Below are 20365 nucleotides of genomic sequence, written 5' to 3'. Positions count from 1 at the left end.
CCATGCTGCCAGCTTGCGCTGCATTTCGCCGATTATCGAAGGTATTCACCTCACTACGGTCGGCTAATCTGTCGCACAAGCACACAAGAGCTGCTTCCCTTTGCCATGTAATGGGCTTTCCCCATCGCGGACTACTACGGAAGCTCCGCCAGTCGATACGTCGTCGGGGTCGTGCCCCCTTGGCATCCGATATCGACCTTCCCCGGTTTGCTTGCCTGAACTCGAACACATTGGTTAGGTTGCCCATCGCACTCTTTGGCCTTGCGTGCTGCAAGGTGGCGTAAAGCTGTTGGCATAGCGGTGACCAAGCCAGCAGAACCCGGACGCGGCAGTTGCGCATAACCGGTCCATCGGAAAACTGCACCGACCGAATCGGTAGCAGCTTCTCTTTACGCATGACCTGGTAGATCACGTAGGTCATGGCGGATCTTTCGGCCCACAGAGGCGGGTTAATGGATTCATATTCTTCAACCTTCCAACGTTCAGCCTCTGGGATCTTCTTGGCTTAGTGATCTCGCCTCAATCCTATTTGTCAGCGGGTTTCATCACCCGACGGGCACACCGCCGGTCACTGCCGCTCAGGCTCACCGCCCTCACCGAAGACGGGTTCAGTTTGCTGATCCGTCATGAATCAGCGCGTTGATATTTCAGACAAACTCGTGGTCCATTTGTGCATCCTGCACGTGCCGGACTCCGGGCACACCACAACATGATTCCGAATCCTCTATCGCCCCCAAGTTGGAAGACTACTAGAAATGCAACCTGAAGAGGCTTAGCGCAACTTTTCGTTCCATTGGGCTTCATACCCCTTCCATGCCAGAAGCGTTGATTGCGATGCTTGGCATCTCTGGCAACAGTTCAGATATTCTATCTGGAGAGAATCTACTGAACGGGCTGACGTCCGGCTGCTCGAATAGTGATCGAATAGTGATCGAATCGTCAGCGACTGGTTAGCTGCCAGTAAAGCGTCGTCTGAGTCGAGTACCTGGATCTTGAACAATCGACAACACTCGACCGATTTGGGACGCAAAAGTACGATCACTGCGTACACCAATGAAAGTAACTCGGAGTTCATCGGGTGCGAATACTGGAAGCTGACAGAAGGAGTTCATGCCTGGTCTGGCGGCGATGTTGCCTGCACCTTCACCGATGCCGAAGGGCCCGACGCTTCAGCGGAAATGATCCGCTTCTTTTCCGATACCACATCGTCCTAGGCAGATACTGAAGCGAATGGATGCGCAGGCTGACGATACGACCTGCTAGAACCCGAGCTCGGGTCACCCAGCCCTATAGGTGTAGCAGGTTGCACTCGTCGAGCGATCGATAAAACGGCTAAAAGGCATTACAGCGCGTCAATATGTCTACGCACGCTGTCTAGCTTGGCATTCACGGCGCCCATACTTTCAGCTCGAATTGACTGGTTGATCAATTGCTTCAATACATTGATTTCAGCCATGAGACTCGCCTTCAGATCTTTATTAGACGTGGACGGCTCAGTGGGTCCATATTGATTGAATACCAACAAATCTTCGAGCTCAGCCACTGCCTTGAGCAGGAAAGGTGAAATCTCGTAGGTGCGTTCCATACGTGATGTACCGCCGTCAACAACGACGGTTTTCACCGAACGGCCAAATTTGTATTTACGGCTAAACGGCAGCAGAGAGCCCTTGGCACGCTTGTAAATCACCCGCAGAACATCTTTGTCGGGTCCATCCTGACGCAAACTGTAATTGGATATTTCGTTGACGCGGAAAATACCCATCTCAGCCAGTGCGGCGTATTGGGTGACTTTTTCAGCCAGGATTGCAGACATTGGTGTTTCCTTCAAAAATGCACGTATGCGGTTGTTTTCGTGCTTCACAGCTATCGGCCATATCAGCGATCAATATAGGCCTTGTTTGTTGCAGTGCAGTGTATGGATTGGAACAAGTCATTTCATCGTGTCGAACGAATAATGAATGACTTGAAATGTCGCACCATGAAATATGTGTGCCAGTTCTCAAAAAGGCTGTATTTGAGGGGGTTAGCCCCACATTACCAGCTGTTTAATGCAAATTCAGTCTTGCAGATGACGCTCTGGCAAAGCGATTGACGAGTCTACCCGAAGGCTTTGACAAGTATCGCTCTTCGCTGTTGTTGTTCACACGGGTTCACTGTTTGTGTTGCACTGTGTCACTCAATTTGCGCAATGTCTCGTGAGACTGATCTGGGCTTACCAGAGTGCGGCGGACGAGCTCGTCAAAACGTTGAACGAAGCTGGTTATTTGTTCTCGTGCGGTAATAACCAGGTAGGACTCACCAATATAGATAGCGACGCGCAGCTTGCCGTATACGGTGAATGGTGCAGAAAACGTCGTCGTTCCATCATAGAGATGAAGTCGCAATGCTGGATAACTTGTCTGGCAGATACGCGCCATGTGTTGCAATTGGCGTCGGCAGGTGTCCGGCGGTGTGTTTTTGAACAGGCCGGATTGATTGGCCAGATCTTCCAGCGTCTGAATAGGCATGGCAATTTCGATATCCAGATCACCGGGCATCAGGCCTTCCAGCACGTTTTCAGCACCACTTGCACGCGCATGATCATTGCCATGAATAGGGTCCCCGACTGGGTCCCCGGTGCGTTCCGTGTCACCGGCATTGGCCAGGCTTAGCATGTCGGGTAATGTCGAGGGCACGTAGCGCAGCTTGTGACCCCAGGCTTCATTTCGCCAGTGCTCAAGCGGTGAGGTGCCGTGCTCATCCTGCATCTGTTCTATCTGTACGCTGGAGGTAACTACTTGTCGGCCTTCAGGAGCATTCTCCAGACCCAGTAGCCAGTCAACAGAGACACCTCGAGCTACCGCTATGCGTCGCAAGGCTTCGGCACGAGGCAGCCGATCACTGCTCTCATCGAGAAACTGACTAAGGGCAGAACGATCCATTCCCGTGTCACGAAGAAAAGCCGCCGTGCTTTGTTTCTCACTGGCAATGAGTAATCGGAGGCGTTTTCGAAAGAGACTAGCGACATCACGTTTATGCATATTGCATATTCACCTCAAAATTGTATTTGCACATCATATTGCATGATTCGAGCTATAAACACCTTATAAAATACAAATATGCATTATTGCCTGTCGTCTGTCCATTGGTGATCATTGAGACCACTGCCTGTCACCAATGAAAAGAACACATGCCAATTCGTCCCTTCATACCGTTGAGATCACACGACGTTGAATGGCCCACACTGATTGTTCTTGCAGGATGCTACGGCGCCTACGGTGTTGTCACGTGGGCCGCCTCTGGCTTGGGACCGGTAGTGTCTGTCGTTCTACTAGCCGTCATTCTGGCGTTGCATTCCTCACTACAGCACGAAGTGATTCACGGCCATCCTTTCGGAAACAAGACAGGCAATGCTTTGTTGGTGTTTCCGCCTATTGGTCTCTTCGTGCCGTATCAACGATTTCGGGATACGCACCTGGCACACCACCGGGACAGCTTCCTGACTGACCCATACGATGATCCTGAGAGTTCGTATTTAGACCTGCTAGTGCTGCATCGACTGCCGCGTTCGCTTCAGTACCTGTTTCGGCTGAACAACACCTTGTTTGGACGAATGCTGCTTGGTCCCGTCATGGGGCTCTCTCAGTTCTATTACACCGACTGCAAACGCATTCTGAGGCGCGAGAAAGGAGTAATCCGTGCCTATATTTACCATCTGCTTGGGCTCGCGATGGTGATTGACTGGCTTGGAAGTTTTGCAAGTATGAGTGTCGGGATGTACATCCTCGCGGCCTACCTTGGTATGTCGATCCTGAAAATCCGCACCTATCTCGAGCATCAGGCGAATGAGTCCGCTCCCGGGCGTACGGCCGTGGTCAACGATCGTGGCCCGCTAGCATGGCTCTTTCTATACAACAACTTTCATAGCGTGCACCACCTGCATCCCAGATTACCCTGGTACCGACTGTCCGCATTTTTTGACAAACACCGTGCAGCCTTGCTGGTTCGCAACGAGCACTACTTCTATGCCTCCTATACCGAGGTATTCAGGCGATACCTCTGGTGCGAGAAAGACAGTGTTGCCCATCCATTGTGGTCCTTTCACAACAGGACCCTGCCTGTCGATATGACTGGAGACAACGTCCATGAGACAAAGCCATGATTGCTAGCCTGCCCATGTACGATCGTCCAGAAACCAGAGGTGCTTTCGAAAATATGAACCCTGAACCTCCAGTACTGGTTCTCGATGGCAACGGCCTGAGCTGTGCATCACTGGTTGCTGCCATTGAGCAAAAGGCCGGTGTAGAACTGACTGACGAGGCCTGGTTACGAGTATCGAAAGCTCGAGAAGTCGTTGAACATATAACATCGAGTGGTATCGCGGCTTACGGCATCAACACCGGCGTCGGCTCACAGAAGGATCACGCAGTACCTACTGCTGCACTCGCGGAGTTCAACCGCCGACTAGTCCGCGCTCACGCGACCCGAGTACCTGGCCCATCCTTGAGCGAAGGTATTGTCAGAGGGGCACTCATCGTTTTGTTGAACGGTTTTGCCAAAGGCTATTCAGGTGTTAGCGAGGAATTGGTGAAAGTGATTATCGGCAAGCTTGCCGAAGGCAAATTCCCCACCATTGATGCCGGTGGAACGGTTGGCGCATCCGACCTGGTCCCGTTGGCGCAGATAGCAGACTGGCTCATCTCGTCTGAACAGGCACAGGCATCCGGTCTGCCAAAAGCCAAGGAGACACTGTCTTTGATCAACAGCAATGCGGTGAGTCTGACTGTCGGCGCACTGCAACTGGTGGAATTGAAAAACCTGACCTGGGCACAGGAGCTGGCCGCCGCAACGTCAATGGAAGGGTTTCGTTGTAATCTCGATGCAATCAGCGAGATCGTCAACAAGGTACATATCAGACCGGGCCAGACGCGAGTGGCTGACAGACTACGAACCTTTCTCCAGGGCAGCAGGCTCTGGAGCAAGGGCGAGGCGCGACTGCTGCAGGATCCGCTCAGCTTCCGGTGTATTTCACAAATACACGGTGCGGTAGAGGAGGTGGTCTTGAACGCAGAGGAAATATTGACGCAAGAGCTAAACAGTCTGGCTGACAACCCTGTTGTCGATCATGACTCGTTCGCAGCATTTTCGAATGGCAATATGGATACGACACGCCATACCCTGGCGCTAGATCAAGTGCGGCAAGGTTTGGCGAAAATCACCGATATTTCCGGTGAGCGTATACACAAGTTGCAGTGGACGGCATTCTCGGGACTACCGACGGGTCTCGCCGCTGAGGATTCAGCGATCGGTGGTGTGCAGTTTCTCAACCTTGGCCATATCGCCGCTTCATTGATCACCTCGGTTAAAATCTGGGCACAACCGCAATTGTTGATAGCTATTGGTCAGTTAGCTGATGGAGTGGAGGATACTGCTGGCAACGCGTTTCACGCCGTACATGATTTGCAGCGACAGATTGATGCAGCCTGGACTATCGCTGCCATTGAGCTGTCTATTGCCACTTGGTCAATACAACGCCGAGGGTTGTCGGAGGCCAATCTGGGAGTGGCAGTTCGTGATGTTGTGCAATCCATCCTGCCGTTACTGCCCGTCGGTGTGGAAGGAATTGAGGTTTTTGATTTATCGATTGTTCGTAACGCTCTGAAAAATCGATGATGATTATGCGTGAAGATACAGGCATTGGAACCTTGCATACGATGACAGGCCATCAAGTTGATTACAAGCACCGCCAATTTTGTAACCTGCTGGTACATCGATTCCTTGTGAGCTTGGTATTGTTCTTGAGCCAGTAGCCGATACTCACAAGAGATCGTCTGCTTTTCGTGTCTTATGACAATACGACGACCAGTACACAGGCTGGTACTATCAACGTTGATTGAATAAGAGGTTTGCCGAAACATCTTGTATATAAAGCTGCTTGTCACTCTGTGATGGGTGGTCAATCAGGATTGGTTTTGACTGCGTTTTCAAGGGGTTTGTTTAATGCAGCTGTAACAGACATCTACAAAAATGCGACTACAAGTAAAACTGTTCATTATCGTTGCACCTTGTGGCATTTTGTCTCTCATACTGATCTATCTCTTCACCAATGCTGGACTCTACGAAAGAGCCAGTCGAGATATGCTCAATGAGATGAACCTGGCTCTGAACTTGACAGGGCACGAGTTCCTCAAATTCATCACCTCCGCAGAAGCCAGCGTACAGTTACTGGCAGGAACGAATGTACTGAGGGAATATGCCTCAGCGAGCAAGCAGAATAGGGGTGAGGCTATTCTGCAGGAGCGCGTTCAAAGAGACATGCTCCAGTTTCAGCAAGCTCACCCCGAGTACTTGTACCTGAAGCTGGTCCATTCAGACCGCACTCTGGATCCGATAGCCACTATCGGTGAATCTTCAGCCTTCTACCAGACATTGATGGGTGCGGATTCTCCATCACCGGCAAAGCTGCCCGACCAATTCGAATTACTGACAAGTCCGACTACCTCGATTCAAACGGATGCCACTGCAGGGCAGAGTGTGCTGGTTATAACGCATCCTGTGAGCTATGAAGCTGATAGGGTTTCTCTGGATACCGGTGCAAGCTCATTACAACGCTCTGATGCAACATCGAACATCGCCCATTTGATGCTTGTCGTGGATCTGGCTGGACTCACTGATCAAATTGAATTTGAAACGATTAGTAAAGGTGCGTTCTGGTCAGCTGTTACTGATGATGGACAGGTTGTCCTTCATGCAAACAAGGCTCTCATAGGAACCGTTGATCCGCAATTGTTGCAAAACGAAAGCGTCTTATCCACCTCAGGTGAGATAAACCGGGCTAGGAGTCTGCGCGGTGGAGCGTTTTGAGTGAGCGCTTGGGCGAGCGGAGACACCCGCGCTCATCTGCCCCGGTTAGAATGCAACTCGAATCGAAAAAAGGCTGTAAATGTCGGGTATAACGCTACTTGAGCGGCTCGCAGGCGCTGATTATTTCGTTGAATTAGGGCTCACAGATACGCCATTCGCCTCAAATTCAATGCTGCGCACACCAGCTTCCACTCACAACTCACCTTGTCTAGCCCACGCAGACTGAACTGACGGAAGCCGAGCACTGACTTGATCCAGCCATAGGGCGGTTCAACGATATGTTTGCGTTGTCGATACAATTGTTGAGCCACTGGGGTTTGCAGCTTCTCAGCCATTTGTGCAGTGTGAGGATACTTCACGGTGTTAACACTGAGGTTGCCGCGACCTTCACGCCCCAGTGCCATGGTCACATTCGTTGCCAGCTCTGATAGCTGTTCCAACACCGCTTCACTTCGATAACCTGCATCAGCCAGCGTCTGCTCTGGCAAGTCTTGCAGATTGCCTTTCACAGCATCAAGCATCACGGGCAGTTCTGCACTGTCCGCTGCATTCTGTGTCAGCTCGGCAGCGACAATAATCTGGTTTTCAGCATCCACAGCTGTCTGGCCATTGTAGCTTTGATCGAATCCACCATTGCTGTGTTTCATGATGCGACTATCAGGATCGGTGAAGTTTTCCTGAGCCTTGTCTTCGGGGGTGCCAAATTTTCGCTTGTATTTTGGCCCACGTTTGGCCGAACCATCCGGATTGCGCGGTTGTTGATCGTCATCCTCACTTCGCCCTTTCTCTCGATCCGCTTCTCGTTGGCGAGCTTCCAGTCGCTCTTTGGCAGCAGTAATCGTGGCAAGACGCTTCTCACGCCGTTTTATCTCGTCAGGAATATTCAGATCCGGTTCATGCTTCTCGGCAGCATCAGTGGCTTTAGCTTTCTCCAGCAATGATTTGATTTGTTCTTTCAGGTCTGACTCAGCCTTGAGCATATGCCCATAGCTCATCGCCTTATGACGACTAGCATTCGCTTTAAGTTTGGTGCCGTCCACCGCCACCGTGCCCAGCTTGATCAGACCGCACTCATTAGCCAGCCTAACCACCTGCACAAACAATTCGGCGAGCTCTTCCAAATGAAGGGCCCTGAAATCACAGAGCGTACGGTGAGCTGGAAAATTGTTCGCCGCCAGAACTCTGAACGCAACATCCTCATGTAGCTTACGCGCCAGCTTGCGCGATGAGAATACGCCAGTGGAATAGCCATACAGCAGTACCTTGACCATCATGGCCGGATGAAACGGCTGGTTACGCGGACCGCCTTTCTCGTAACGAGCGTGAAAGGCTGACAGATCCAGCACATCCACCGTATCGCTAATAAAGTAGGCAAGATGTCCTTCCGGCAGCCATTCTTGCAGGGACGGTGGCAGAAGTAAGTCCTGCTCAGCGACGTATGTTCGGTAACTGATAGTCATACATGACATTATCGTTCAAAATGTTCTGCAAGTGGCTTCTGCCGCGCAGATTCCTAGCTATCGTGATAATCCGATGATCATCAGCCGAAAAAGAATGATTGATGATATCTCTCTAGTTGCATTATTGCCTGACTCGGCGGTAAGGCTCAGTATTGTTGATTTTGTCAACAGACTGACGATCATCTCGGCGGTGAGTACCTTTATGGGTATCGCAACGTTTTTCACACTCCTGCGACCTCTGGTATTGCGACCCTTGATCAGACTTCGCCAGCTGGCTATGGAGATTGGCGTCAAGAGTCAACAAGACATATCACATGCTTACGTAGATATAAAGCGTCAAGATGAAATTGGTGATCTGTCCAGAGCGTTCAAAGACACCAGTGAACGCCTGCAAGTGTCAATGGATGAGTTGCAGGTCTCACACGCGCAGATAGAAACGCTGGCTTATCGAGATGCGCTGACCGGCCTGGCAAACCGCCGATTGTTCAATCAGGTGGCTGAAGAGAGGATCATTAGGGCATCCGAGCTCGGTCAGGAGCTATGCGTCCTGTTCCTGGATCTTGATGATTTCAAGATGATCAATGACACGCAGGGGCACAAGGCGGGCGACAGGCTGTTGGAAACTGTCAGCAAAAGATTGCTTGCCTGTCTCGAAGTTACCGTTCCCGAGCCTGGATGCATCCAGGGCTCGGGCAGAAGCTGTAATACTATTGCCCGTATGGGAGGCGATGAATTTATCGCTTTATTGTCTCATTCGGAGAACGGTAATGAGGGGGAGCAGGCTGCGTCGAAAATTCTGCAAGCCATGGCTCAGCCAATAGCCCTGAACGGACATGAGTTTGTAGTGAGTACCAGTATAGGCATTGCCTTGTACCCCACGCATGCCGATAACGTTGACGACCTGGTCAAGTGTGCTGATGCTGCCATGTATGAGGCGAAGCGTCTTAACAAGAACAACTATCGAACCTATGGCAGTTCTATTCAGCAAACGCTTGAGGATCGCATGAAGCTGGAGCTATCCCTGCGGCAGGCTATGTCAAAGAACGAATTGTCACTTTTCTTCCAACCTCAGTATGCAGTCGAAGATATGGAGCTGGTTGGAGCAGAGGTCCTGTTGCGCTGGAATCATCCCGAGAGAGGCATGGTGCCGCCAGATGTTTTCATTCCGATTGCCGAAGAGCGTGGCTTGATAGGCGAGATCGGTACATGGGTTCTGGATGAAGCCTGTCGTCAATGGAAGGAATGGCAAACCAGTGGTATTGCACTGGACCAGATTGCCGTAAACGTCTCGGCTCGGCAATTCGCGCATGGCAATATTCCACAAATCGTTGATGAGCTACTGCAACGATACGACATGCCTGCAAGTGCACTTGAACTTGAGTTGACAGAAAGCTGTCTCATTGAAGCCCCGCAAGAGATGTTCAATACTCTGAGTGAGCTGAGAGCGCGCGGAATTGCCATCGCCATGGATGATTTCGGAACCGGTTATTCTTCGCTGAGCACCATTGCAACGATGCCGGTCGATACATTGAAAATAGACCGAAGCTTCATCACCAACTTAACTATCGGCTCTCCTAATGAAAAAATCGTGACAGCTATTCTGATGCTTGCCAATAGCCTGGAAATGCAGGTTGTGGCAGAAGGCGTTGAGCAGAAAGGCGAGCTGGACTTCCTGCGAAGCAAGCAGTGCCATATCGCGCAGGGCTATTACATGGCACGTCCGTTGTGCGTACAGGGCATGACGGCTTTGCTGCGCGAACGAGCCGAAACCCGCTACAAGCGATCAGCCTGAAGGCAGTTTCCTTTCAGTAAGTTCAGGCCACTGGTCTATCACGGACGTACCTGGAGCGAAGGGCCTGAGAAAGCCGATTCGATCCAGCTATTTCGTGCCATCGGCCTATACCTTGTACATCCGAGTCGCGTAAACTCGCCATGCCCGTTATTTTCAGCTATTCACTTTCCAGAGGCCTTGCCGTCGTGCACACAATCAAGAACAAGAACATTGAAGCGACAATCAACCCCGTTGGAGCTGAACTAAGCAGTCTGAAAATCAACGAGCGCGAATATTTATGGCACGGTGATGAAAAATACTGGAGTGGCAGGGCACCCATACTGTTTCCGATCGTCGGTGCATTGAAAGAAGGGCGCATGAGCTATCAAGGCGCAGACTACCAGATGGGCAGGCACGGTTTTGCAAAACACGCAACGTTTGAATGCATAGCGAGTTCATCGACATCCATCTCAATGCGCTTGCAATCTGACAGCCTGACGCTGCAACAGTACCCATGGCAATTTGAATTATTGGTGCATTTCATCCTGAACGATTCAGGTATGGACATTCGTTACGAAGTCATCAATAGAGATGACAAACCAATGCTGTTCACCATAGGGTCACATCCGGCCTTTGCGTTGGATATCAACGATCCGGCAGAACTTGCGGACTACACCATTATGATTGATCAGAGCGAACCTTTACACCGATACGATCTCTATGAATCAGGCCTGCTGAATACCGTTGCCGAGCCTCATGCAAGCGAGTTCTCATTGAGTGAGACCCTTTTTAACAATGACGCCTTGGTATTTCGAGATATAACGGCGGAGTCGGTCAAGCTCAGCCACAAAGGGCAGACTATGTTGACTGTCAATACCGGTGGTGCCCCACATTTGGGTATCTGGTCGAAGCCCGGGGCGCCGTATGTTTGCATAGAGCCCTGGCTTGCTACCTGCGACTTTGCCGATTCAGATAATCAATTTGAGAACAAGCCAGATCTGAAAAGCCTTGAGCCGGGCGATACGTACGAACACAGTATCGGAATTGTTTTCCCCAAGTCCGATTGATAGCGAGAAGTCAGCCAGCGGCTTGGCTCAAAATTGCAAAGCCGTTGGTGTATGGCTCCATGCTTCAAGCGCCCGGAGTAGGTCTGCGGTTCGCATGCGCGTGCTGTGAGTATTACGGCACGGGTGCAGAAATATCCATTCATGCTCCAGCAAGCTGGCCTCGAAAAAGACCTGCACTTTGCCTTCAGTGTCATTGATCAGCGCCAGTGGTGAGACAGAGCCTGGTACCACACCCAGATAGAGACCCAGTCGTTCGGTGCTGGCAAATGCAAACTGCCCACCGCTTACCTTGATCTTGTCACGCAGGCCTCGCAAGTCAACGGTATGGTCCTGCTCCACGACCAATAGAAACATTCGTCCTTTCTTGTTCCGTAGAAACAGGTTCTTGGTATGAGCTCCAGGGTCTTTGTAGGCGACCGATTTTGCTTGTACGACGGTATACAGTGGCTCGTGACTTGTCGTCTGATGCTCGATGCCAAGCATCGTCAAAGCGCCAAGCACTTGCTCGACACTCGCAGCCTTGTCACCATTAGCCAGAATAACTGCTTCCGGATCAGGTCTGTCTGAGTGGCTCATCGTGTCTGTCAATAATCTTCTAAACGTTGCATGTCTCTGCTCAGGCGGCGTACTTCTCCCTCGTGCCCACCAAGCAATGCCTCGAAGAACTCTTTTTCTGCTGATGTCGCGGCGCATTCGGCACGATGAGCGTAGAGATCCTGAAGTGTACGATGAGTCGCCAGCGCCATGGATAGGACTGTTTGCATATCAACGCTAGACATGCCCTTAGACAGGCGGTTGAGTACCAGTACGTGTGGAAAATCAGTCGCATCGTCAAACCAGGTATCCAGTACGCCGTGATGCTCACTGTCATCATTCAGGTACTGCGCCAGACTCGCTTGCATGGCACGCTCATGCTCTGCGAGATAGCGAAGCGCCATGCTGACTCGTTGACTAACTGGTCCGGCTGCCAACACGGTATAAGAACTGGCTAGTTGGGCGTGATAGTCAGCCGCCCAGCTCACCAGTTCTTTGACTTGACTAAAGCGCATTGTGATCTCCCTCGATCTTCATATTAACCAGCTTGAACTGTTACCGAAGAATACCTTTCGAAGCTTGATGCAGGTCAAGGAAGGCGAGTGGTTCAGCGCGACAACGGTAACTGCTATCTAACGACATATCAACACGGAGTCCTCACATTTCATCTGATCAAAACCTGTAGGTAGAACCCTGATAATTCAGTATCGGCCTGTCCAATGCGTGCGGGTACCAGACCCAGCATCCAAGTCCGTGAGGTAAGAGAGTCCTATCGAACGATGTCAGGCACTGATAGATAGGGCATCCCCATATAGCCTCACAAGCACATTCTGGCCTGCAGATTGTGAATTCTTCAGTTATTATGTGAAGATAGTGCATCAACTGTTTGGCACAGACGAATCTTGACGTACGCTCGTTCTTCGTGCTAGTCAGATTTTTCTGCATGATCAGACGTTAAGATATCCTTGAACCGAGAAAGGTCGCAGCATGAATAAAGTGTATGGCAGTGCCGCAGAGGCTCTTGACGGAGTTTTGCAAGATGGCATGCTCATTGCCGCCGGGGGTTTCGGCCTTTGTGGAATTCCAGAGCTGCTACTGGGTGCAATAAAGGATGCGGGTACCAAAGACCTGACCTTTGCTTCCAATAACGCCGGTGTTGATGATTTCGGTATCGGAATCCTGCTGCAAACCAAGCAAGTGAAGAAGATGATCTCTTCTTACGTGGGCGAAAACGCCGAGTTCATGCGCCAGTACCTGTCAGGCGAACTCGAGCTGGAATTCAATCCCCAGGGCACTCTGGCCGAACGTATGCGTTCAGCGGGTTGTGGTATTCCTGGTTTCTACACCAAAACCGGTGTTGGTACCGTCATCGCGGAAGGCAAGGAACACAAAGACTTCAACGGTGAAACCTACATCCTGGAAGAAGGCATCTTTGCCGATCTGGCCATCGTCAAGGCATGGAAAGCAGATGCAACCGGTAACCTGGTATTCCGCAAGACAGCACGCAATTTCAACCCGCCGGCGGCCATGTGCGGCAAGATCTGTGTTGTTGAAGTCGAAGAAATTGTTCCAACAGGTTCACTTGATCCGGACAGCATTCACTTGCCGGGCATATACGTGCACCGCATTGTTCAGGGTGAGCATGAAAAACGGATCGAACAACGTACAGTGAGGACTGCATAATGGCTTGGGATCGCAATCAGATGGCTGCTCGTGCCGGGCAGGAACTGCAAAACGGCTGGTACGTGAACCTTGGCATCGGTATTCCGACACTGGTATCAAACTACATCCCGGAAGGTGTTGAGGTCACACTGCAGTCAGAAAACGGCATGCTGGGTATGGGGCCTTTCCCAACCGAAGATCAAATCGATGCTGATTTGATCAATGCAGGCAAACAGACGATCACCGAACTGCCTCAAACCGCCTATTTTGACAGCGCGCAGAGCTTTGGCATGATCCGGGGCGGCAAAATCGCCATGGCTATACTTGGCGCAATGGAAGTGGCTGAAAACGGTGATCTTGCCAACTGGATGATTCCGGGCAAGCTGGTTAAAGGCATGGGCGGCGCAATGGATCTGGTTGCAGGTGTTGGCCGAGTTGTTGTCGTAATGGACCACACCAGCAAGCATGGCGATAGCAAGCTTTTGAAGGAATGCACACTGCCGCTGACCGGTAAATCCGTGGTTGATCGAATCATTACCAACCTGGGTGTTCTGGATGTCGTAGAAGGTGGGCTGCGTATTGTTGAATGTGCCGAAGGCGTCACTGAAGACGAACTACGGGCAGCTACCGAAGCCACTATCGTCGCTTAATCACACTTCCATCGTTGCCATTCAGCCGAATCGAACCTTTCCAGTAGTGGTTGGATAAGCCTGATGTGAGTACGTTAAGCCTGAAGCGAATACGTCGCGTGCCCTGAGGTCTGTCATGACCTCCGCATTAACGCTGAAATACGAAGAGCCCCGCCATTGACGGGGCTTTTTGCTTTGCCGGAACGAGTAAGGGGTCGTGAAACAATAAACTATACTTTTCAGTCGCCCCTGCATCCTGCCCTTCTGCGTTGTTTATCGGTTGAATAGCCCGCTATTCGCCCTCCTCACGCCTTGCCGGGCAGGCGCAGGACCAACCGAAAAGTATAGTTAATTATTTCACGACCCCTAACTTCAATTCTCGCCGAGTGTAATAAAAAGTATAACTATACTGCTCGCTCGTGATTGATATTCATCAATGAAAACGAGATAGAATCATGCTTGAATAGTCGGCCAGGTGAAGTTGGGTGAGGACTCCTATGCATGTAATATTGCTTGCTACTGATTTTTCGGAACGTTCAGATCGGGCCTTGCGTCGTGCGGTGCTGTTGGCTCTTGAGAGTGGAGCAAGCATTCATCTACTTCATGTTGTTGACGATGATCGACCTCGGCATATCGTTGATCGCGATACGCTTGATGCCAGAACACTTCTCGACAAACTCGCACACACGTTGCAAAACGTCGATGGTGTGTCTTGCAATACCCGCGTCATCCAGGCCGACCCATTTGCAGGAATTACAACAGCGGCGAAGGATATCAACCCGGATCTATTGATACTCGGCCCGCACCGTCGGCAGATATTGAAGGATGCGTTTGTCGGAACAACGGCTGAGCGTACGATCAGGGCAGTGGGTTGTCCGGTTCTCATGGTTAATGGTCCACCGGTGGGGCATTACAAGCAGACGTTACTGACTACGGACCTGTCGGACAGCGCGCAAACAGCGCTGCAACACTTCGAGCGTCTGGGGATAGGTATGGATAATGGTATGGCCATACTGCATGTATTTGATGCACCGGCGCTGCGCCTGGCAATGGTCGACACCCTGTCTAAAGAAAGTCAGGATGCTTACCTACAGGATCTGAGTGCCGATGCTCGACGCAAGCTGGCCAATTGTGTGTCAACGATTGGAGTAAAGCGTCCTCAACAAATCGTGCGACACCTGGAGACCTCCATTGCTCATGAAATATTGACAACGGCAGGCGATACAAGCTCGGACTTGATTGTTGTGGCAACCCAAGGCGCGCACTTCGTTGCGCGAATGATAATGGGCAGTGTCGCCGAGCAGGTTCTGCAGTCTTCTTCTGTTGACGTTCTGGCCATACCACCCAATCCAGAAAAATATCAATAGCAGCAGGTACGCCGAAGACGCATAGACAGCATTGGCAAATCAATCTGATTCCGTTCCTGGAGCAGGCTCGATGAAGCTTGGTTTCAGGAGAACGACAGCTAGGCGGCATTTGCAATAATACAAGCCGCAATGCGAATACTGCTCGTATTATAATTCGCGAAATCTATCACAACACAGGGAAAGTACAATGGGTTTGATTGGAATATTCGTGTCGCTTGGCCTCTTGATGTACCTGGCCTATAAGGGAATCAATGTCCTTATATTAGCGCCGATTCTTGCGCTGCTGGCTGTGTTGATGAGTGGCGATCTGCCTGTGCTGGCGACCTATACCCAAGTCTTCATGAAAGCGCTGGGTGGGTATGTCATCCTATATTTCCCGTTGTTTCTTCTGGGTGCCATTTTTGGCAAAGTGATGGCTGACAGTGGCTCGGCCCGAGTCATTGCTGAACGAATTGTCGAAGGCGTGGGCGCGCATCGCGCTATCACAGCGGTGGTTCTTGCCTGTGGCGTTCTGACGTTCGGTGGTGTCTCTCTTTTCGTTGTTGCATTTGCAATCTATCCCATCGCCAACTCGCTGTTCCGTCAGGCAGATATCCCTAAACGATTGTTACCTGCAGCTATTGCGCTTGGCTCATTTACTTTCACCATGACCGCGCTTCCGGGAACGCCTGCCATCCAGAATGCGATCCCCATGCCGTACTTCGGCACCAATGCTTTTGCCGCACCACTTTTAGGCACGCTTGCTGGATTGATCATGCTAATAGGCGGCATTTTGTGGTTGAACAGTCGTTCGACCGCCGCTCAGGCTCGCAGTGAAGGCTATGGCACTCATAAGGCCATGGCCGCCGATGATGCCTTGCCCGACGATGTGCAACTGCCTGCATTTGCGCTGGCCATCGCACCAGTAGTGCTGGTGATTGCCCTGAATGCGGCGCTCACCTATCTGATTTTCCCAAACATGGATGCAAGCTATCTGGCCGAGGACAAATACGGACCGACCTCGCTCAAATCGGTCGCCGGAATCTGGGCCATCATCGTGGCACTGCTAAGTTCAATCCTGCTGGTAATTGCAACCAACTGGAAGCGCTTTGAGAACGTCAAGGACAGCATCAATCAGGGCACCATGGGCGCACTTCTGCCGATCTTCAATACAGCATCCGAGGTCGGCTACGGCGCTGTCATTGCAGCTCTGCCAGCTTTCCTGATCGTACGCGACTTTGTTCTTGAGCTGTTTCCTGACAACCCTTTAGCCTCGCTGGCGGTTGCAGTCAATGTGCTTGCAGGTATCACCGGGTCAGCCTCGGGCGGCATGTCAATCGCATTGAGCGCTTTGGGTGAGCAGTTTGCCGATCTTGGTAACGCACAAGGAATCAGCATGGGATTGATGCATCGGGTAACGGCATTGTCTTCAGGCGGTTTTGATGCTCTGCCGCACAATGGCGCGGTCATCACTCTGTTAGGTATCTGCGGATTAACGCACAAGCAAAGCTATGTCGATATTTTCATCTGTGCGGTGGCAATACCCGTTGTGGCGACAATCACTGTGATAGTGCTTGGCTCCATGCTGTAATACAGGTGTAATGCCTATGTAACACCTATTGGAGAGAAGGCCCATGCTGAACAAGCTTGTCTCGCCGCGCGATGCGGCGGCGTTGATCCATTCGGGCGATACGGTCACCACCTCCGGCTTTGTCGGGGCTGGTGTGCCCGAAGCATTACTCAAGGCACTGGCAGATCGGTTTGACGAGGAATCGCACCCACGCGGTCTGACACTCTTGTTTGCTGCCGGACAGGGCGATGGAAAAGAGCGTGGCCTGAACCGTCTGGCGGCGGAAGGCCTGGTGAGCCGAGTCATCGGTGGGCACTGGGGCTTGATCCCGAAGCTGGCGGCGCGCGCCGTGAAAGGCGAGATTGAGGGTTATAACTTTCCTCAAGGCGTGATCTCCCACCTATACCGGGACATCGCCGCCGGTAAGCCCGGCACCATCAGCCATGTTGGCCTGGAGACCTTCGTTGATCCACGACTGGGCGGAGGTCGCGTAAGCAGCGACAAGCCATCACCTGATCTGGTCGAGCTGATCACCATCGCCGGTTGCGAACGGTTGTTCTATCATGCCATGCCGATCCATGTCGCACTACTGCGCGGATCGACAGCCGATGAGCATGGCAACATCACGATGGAGCGTGAAGCCCTTATTCTCGACAATCTGGCGCAGGCCATGGCCGCTCGTAATTCCGGGGGTGTCGTCATTGTCCAGGTAGATCAGATTGTTGCGAAAGGCAGTCTTCCTGCTCGTGACGTGATAATCCCCGGAATGTTGGTTGATGCGGTGGTTCTTGCTCCAGCAGAGCTACACCCGCAAACCTATGCAACCCAGTACAACCGCTACTACACGGGACGCTATAAAGAGCCGGAGGGCACGACGGCTCCCGCACCACTGGACCTTCGCAAGGTGATCGCACGCCGTGCCGCATTTGAGCTTCCGGTCGGTGGTGTGGTCAACCTGGGTATCGGTATGCCAGAGGGCGTTGCGGGGGTTGCGGCAGAGGAGGGCCTGCTGCACCATCTCACCCTGACGGCTGAGCCGGGCGTCATCGGTGGCCAGCCAGCATCTGGGCTGGATTTTGGCGCAGCGGTGAATACCGAGGCAATCATTGCACAGGGCAGCCAGTTTGATTTTTACGATGGCGGTGGTCTGGATATGGCTTGCCTGGGTATGGCCGAGGTCGATGTGACTGGCAACGTCAACGTCTCTCGCTTCGGACCCAGGCTGGCCGGGGCGGGCGGTTTCATCAACATCAGTCAAAACGCAAGACATCTGGTGTTCGCCGGTTCGTTCACGGCCAGCAGGCTGGATGTCAGGGTTGTCGATGGTGAACTCAAAATTGCAAGCGAGGGTCGTGCACGCAAGTTCGGACCAGCGGTGGAGCAGATTACTTTCTCAGGCAAACGCGCCCAACGTCTTGGCCAGCCAGTGCTTTATGTGACCGAACGTTGTGTCTTGCGCTTGGGCCCCGAGGGTATCGCTCTGATTGAAGTGGCGCCAGGAATCGATATCGAGCGTGACATCCTGGCCCATATGGGCTTTGTTCCGCACATCGACGATGTTGCTCTGATGGATCCACGCATCTTTATCGATGCGCCCATGGGCTTGCGTGATGATCTGCTGACAGTCGGCATGGCACAACGTATTCAGTTTGATGAGGCTCGCGACATCCTCTTTATCAATCTGGCTAAGATGAATATTCGTACCTTGGCCGATATGAATGAAATCAAGACTCGAGTCGAATCTGTACTGCTGCCTCTGGGGCGCAAGGTGGATGTGGTTGTCAACTACGACCAGACTCAGATCGATGACACTCTGACGCATGCCTGGTCGGACATGATCGATGACTTTGAGACTCGGCTCTATAAACGCGCAACCCGTTATTCAACCTCGGCCTTTCTGCGTCGCAGGCTTGGTCAGACGCTTGAGCGCCGTCGTCGAGTGACCATCTTTGACAGCGAGCGCGCTGCCGAGGCTGCATTGCGCGAAGCAGAGTGAAAACAATGCAAGCAGGTTCGACTCATGCGATCATTGCAGCAATGAGCAGGGATACGCCCTGATAACTCTCAAATCACACCTGCTTGCCTGCAGGCAAATTCAAAACAACCTTTAAAACGAGCTAGTACCATGATTCAAGCGTTGGCCAGCTTCTTCACGAAGATTGTACGCCGGTGGCTACCGGATGCATTTCTCTTCGCAGCCTTCATTACCTTCATCGTCTTTATCGGCGGCATACTGAGTGAGGGCAAGAGCCCGGTAGAGATGGTCGGTTTCTGGGGCGATGGCTTCTGGAGCTTGCTGGCCTTTGCCATGCAAATGGTCTTGATCCTTGTCACAGGCTATGTCCTGGCCATGAGCAAGCCGGTACGCCGAGGGCTGGCCGCGATTGCCGGGCTGGCAAAGAACCCGGGGCAAGCTGTTGTTCTGGTCACCGTTGTTGCATTGGCGGCGTGCTGGATCAACTGGGGCTTTGGTTTGATTGTCGGGGCCTTGATGGCAAAAGAACTCGCCACTCGTATCCGCGGTATCCATTATCCCTTGCTGGTCGCATCGGCATATACAGGCTTTCTGGTCTGGCATGCCGGGCTATCAGCATCGATCCCCTTGAAGGTGGCTTCACCGGGTGATGATGCATTGTCTCTGCTGACAGGCGGGCAAGCGATTCCTGTGAGTGATACGATTTTCAGCTGGCAGGTACTTCTGGTAACGCTGGTCCTGCTTGTAACGCTGCCTATTCTCAACCGGATGATGATCCCCAAAGACGAGGAAGTCCTCGAAGTGGATCCAGAGAAGCTGAAGGAGCCCGAAGAGGTAGCAGTCAAACCTCGAGCCGAGATGTCTCCGGCCGAGAAGATTGAAAACAGTCCTGTTGTACCCGTGCTTCTGGGAGTCATGGGAGCAGCCTATCTGTTCAACTATTTCGCTAACGGCGGATCGCTGGGCCTGAACAGTGTGAACTTCCTGTTTCTGTTTGCCGGAATCTTGTTGCACTGGACGCCAGCCAACTACCTGCGCGCACTCAATGAGGCGATCAAGACCACCGGTGGCATCGTACTGCAGTTTCCAATGTACGCCGGCATCATGGGCATGATGGTCGGGTCGGGTCTTGCAGCCTCCATCTCCTTGTGGTTTGTGGATATCTCGACGCCCACCACCTTCCCGTTGCTGACGTTCCTGAGTGCCGGTATCGTGAACTTTTTCGTGCCCTCCGGCGGTGGTCAATGGGCCGTACAGGCACCTATCGTCTTGCCTGCAGCCGAAGCGCTTGGCGTGCCATTAAGCAAGGCGACCATGGCTGTAGCCTGGGGTGATGCATGGACCAATATGATCCAGCCTTTCTGGGCCTTGCCTTTGCTGGCAATCGCCGGTCTGGGTATTCGCGACATCATGGGCTACTGCGTAGTGGCCTTGCTCTGGACTGGAGTCGTTGTGGGTACTGCAATGCTGGTGCTGTAGTGCCCGGGTATTGTATCGTGTGATCCTGA

General features: G+C 52.1%; 17 protein-coding genes. 12 read left to right on the top strand and 5 right to left on the bottom strand.

The features are described 5' to 3' along the window. Window positions 1-992: 992 nt before the first annotated feature. A complete protein-coding gene (locus IMCC3135_RS17255) occupies window positions 993-1214 on the top strand; it encodes a hypothetical protein (protein ID WP_157736066.1) in 222 nt (73 codons plus the stop codon). Window positions 1215-1342: 128 nt separating this feature from the next. On the opposite strand, the gene IMCC3135_RS17250 is transcribed toward IMCC3135_RS17255, so the two are convergent. Continuing rightward, entirely contained in the window at window positions 1343-1861 is a 519-nt protein-coding gene (locus IMCC3135_RS17250) for a DUF3461 family protein (RefSeq protein WP_157736065.1), read from the bottom strand. A 289-nt stretch (window positions 1862-2150) separates the two neighbouring features. After that, a complete protein-coding gene (locus IMCC3135_RS17245) occupies window positions 2151-3020 on the bottom strand; it encodes a helix-turn-helix domain-containing protein (RefSeq protein ID WP_088918743.1) in 870 nt (289 codons plus the stop codon). A gap of 149 nt (window positions 3021-3169) precedes the next feature. On the opposite strand from IMCC3135_RS17245, the gene IMCC3135_RS17240 reads away from it, so the two are divergent. From IMCC3135_RS17240 to IMCC3135_RS17230, 3 genes are all read left to right on the top strand, one after another. Next, the gene (locus tag IMCC3135_RS17240) at window positions 3170-4141 is read left to right on the top strand and encodes a fatty acid desaturase (protein ID WP_088918742.1); all 972 of its coding nucleotides are present in this window, start codon (window positions 3170-3172) and stop codon (window positions 4139-4141) included. Further along, the gene (locus tag IMCC3135_RS17235; RefSeq protein ID WP_088918741.1) at window positions 4138-5652 is read left to right on the top strand and encodes an aromatic amino acid lyase; all 1515 of its coding nucleotides are present in this window, start codon (window positions 4138-4140) and stop codon (window positions 5650-5652) included. The genes IMCC3135_RS17240 and IMCC3135_RS17235 overlap by 4 nt, the downstream gene beginning before the upstream one ends. 354 nt (window positions 5653-6006) lie before the next feature. After that, window positions 6007-6843 carry a hypothetical protein gene (locus IMCC3135_RS17230; protein ID WP_088918740.1) on the top strand — a complete coding sequence of 279 codons (837 nt, stop codon included), beginning with the start codon at window positions 6007-6009 and terminating at the stop codon, window positions 6841-6843. Between the two features lie 140 nt (window positions 6844-6983). Here the strand turns inward: IMCC3135_RS17230 and IMCC3135_RS17225 are convergent, their stop codons facing one another. Continuing rightward, window positions 6984-8303 (bottom strand): IS1182 family transposase, encoded by a 1320-nt coding sequence (locus IMCC3135_RS17225; protein ID WP_088918739.1) that lies wholly within the window; start codon window positions 8301-8303, stop codon window positions 6984-6986. Window positions 8304-8397: 94 nt separating this feature from the next. Between IMCC3135_RS17225 and IMCC3135_RS17220 the strand changes: the two genes are divergently transcribed. Continuing rightward, a complete protein-coding gene (locus IMCC3135_RS17220) occupies window positions 8398-10095 on the top strand; it encodes a putative bifunctional diguanylate cyclase/phosphodiesterase (RefSeq protein ID WP_169727479.1) in 1698 nt (565 codons plus the stop codon). Between the two features lie 185 nt (window positions 10096-10280). Further along, window positions 10281-11141 carry an aldose 1-epimerase family protein gene (locus IMCC3135_RS17215; protein ID WP_157736063.1) on the top strand — a complete coding sequence of 287 codons (861 nt, stop codon included), beginning with the start codon at window positions 10281-10283 and terminating at the stop codon, window positions 11139-11141. A gap of 27 nt (window positions 11142-11168) precedes the next feature. On the opposite strand, the gene IMCC3135_RS17210 is transcribed toward IMCC3135_RS17215, so the two are convergent. Further along, on the bottom strand, window positions 11169-11717 hold the full coding sequence (locus tag IMCC3135_RS17210) for a prolyl-tRNA synthetase associated domain-containing protein (protein WP_157736062.1): 549 nt from the start codon (window positions 11715-11717) through the stop codon (window positions 11169-11171). An 8-nt stretch (window positions 11718-11725) separates the two neighbouring features. Further along, window positions 11726-12190 (bottom strand): hypothetical protein, encoded by a 465-nt coding sequence (locus IMCC3135_RS17205; RefSeq protein WP_088921901.1) that lies wholly within the window; start codon window positions 12188-12190, stop codon window positions 11726-11728. Window positions 12191-12662: 472 nt separating this feature from the next. Here IMCC3135_RS17205 and IMCC3135_RS17200 point away from each other — a divergent pair, with 472 nt between their 5' ends. The 6 genes from IMCC3135_RS17200 (at window position 12663) to IMCC3135_RS17175 (ending at window position 20336) form a co-directional block, all read left to right on the top strand. Then, window positions 12663-13358, top strand: coding sequence for a CoA transferase subunit A (locus IMCC3135_RS17200; RefSeq protein WP_088918735.1), 696 nt, complete (start codon window positions 12663-12665; stop codon window positions 13356-13358). Continuing rightward, window positions 13358-13987 (top strand): 3-oxoacid CoA-transferase subunit B, encoded by a 630-nt coding sequence (locus IMCC3135_RS17195; protein ID WP_088918734.1) that lies wholly within the window; start codon window positions 13358-13360, stop codon window positions 13985-13987. The genes IMCC3135_RS17200 and IMCC3135_RS17195 overlap by 1 nt, the downstream gene beginning before the upstream one ends. A gap of 476 nt (window positions 13988-14463) precedes the next feature. Next, window positions 14464-15333, top strand: coding sequence for a universal stress protein (locus IMCC3135_RS17190; protein ID WP_088918733.1), 870 nt, complete (start codon window positions 14464-14466; stop codon window positions 15331-15333). A gap of 187 nt (window positions 15334-15520) precedes the next feature. After that, window positions 15521-16903 carry a GntP family permease gene (locus tag IMCC3135_RS17185; RefSeq protein WP_088918732.1) on the top strand — a complete coding sequence of 461 codons (1383 nt, stop codon included), beginning with the start codon at window positions 15521-15523 and terminating at the stop codon, window positions 16901-16903. Window positions 16904-16946: 43 nt separating this feature from the next. Continuing rightward, window positions 16947-18878 (top strand): acyl CoA:acetate/3-ketoacid CoA transferase, encoded by a 1932-nt coding sequence (locus IMCC3135_RS17180; protein WP_088918731.1) that lies wholly within the window; start codon window positions 16947-16949, stop codon window positions 18876-18878. Window positions 18879-19007: 129 nt separating this feature from the next. After that, window positions 19008-20336, top strand: a complete 1329-nt coding sequence (locus IMCC3135_RS17175) for a short-chain fatty acid transporter (RefSeq protein ID WP_088918730.1) — start codon at window positions 19008-19010, stop codon at window positions 20334-20336. The last annotated feature ends 29 nt before the right edge of the window (window positions 20337-20365 follow it).

It is taken from the genome of Granulosicoccus antarcticus IMCC3135 (genome assembly GCF_002215215.1).
GTDB classification, from domain to species: domain Bacteria; phylum Pseudomonadota; class Gammaproteobacteria; order Granulosicoccales; family Granulosicoccaceae; genus Granulosicoccus; species Granulosicoccus antarcticus.
The sequence above is the reverse complement of the archived record's forward strand: the minus strand, read 5'-3'. Positions and strand labels throughout refer to the sequence as shown.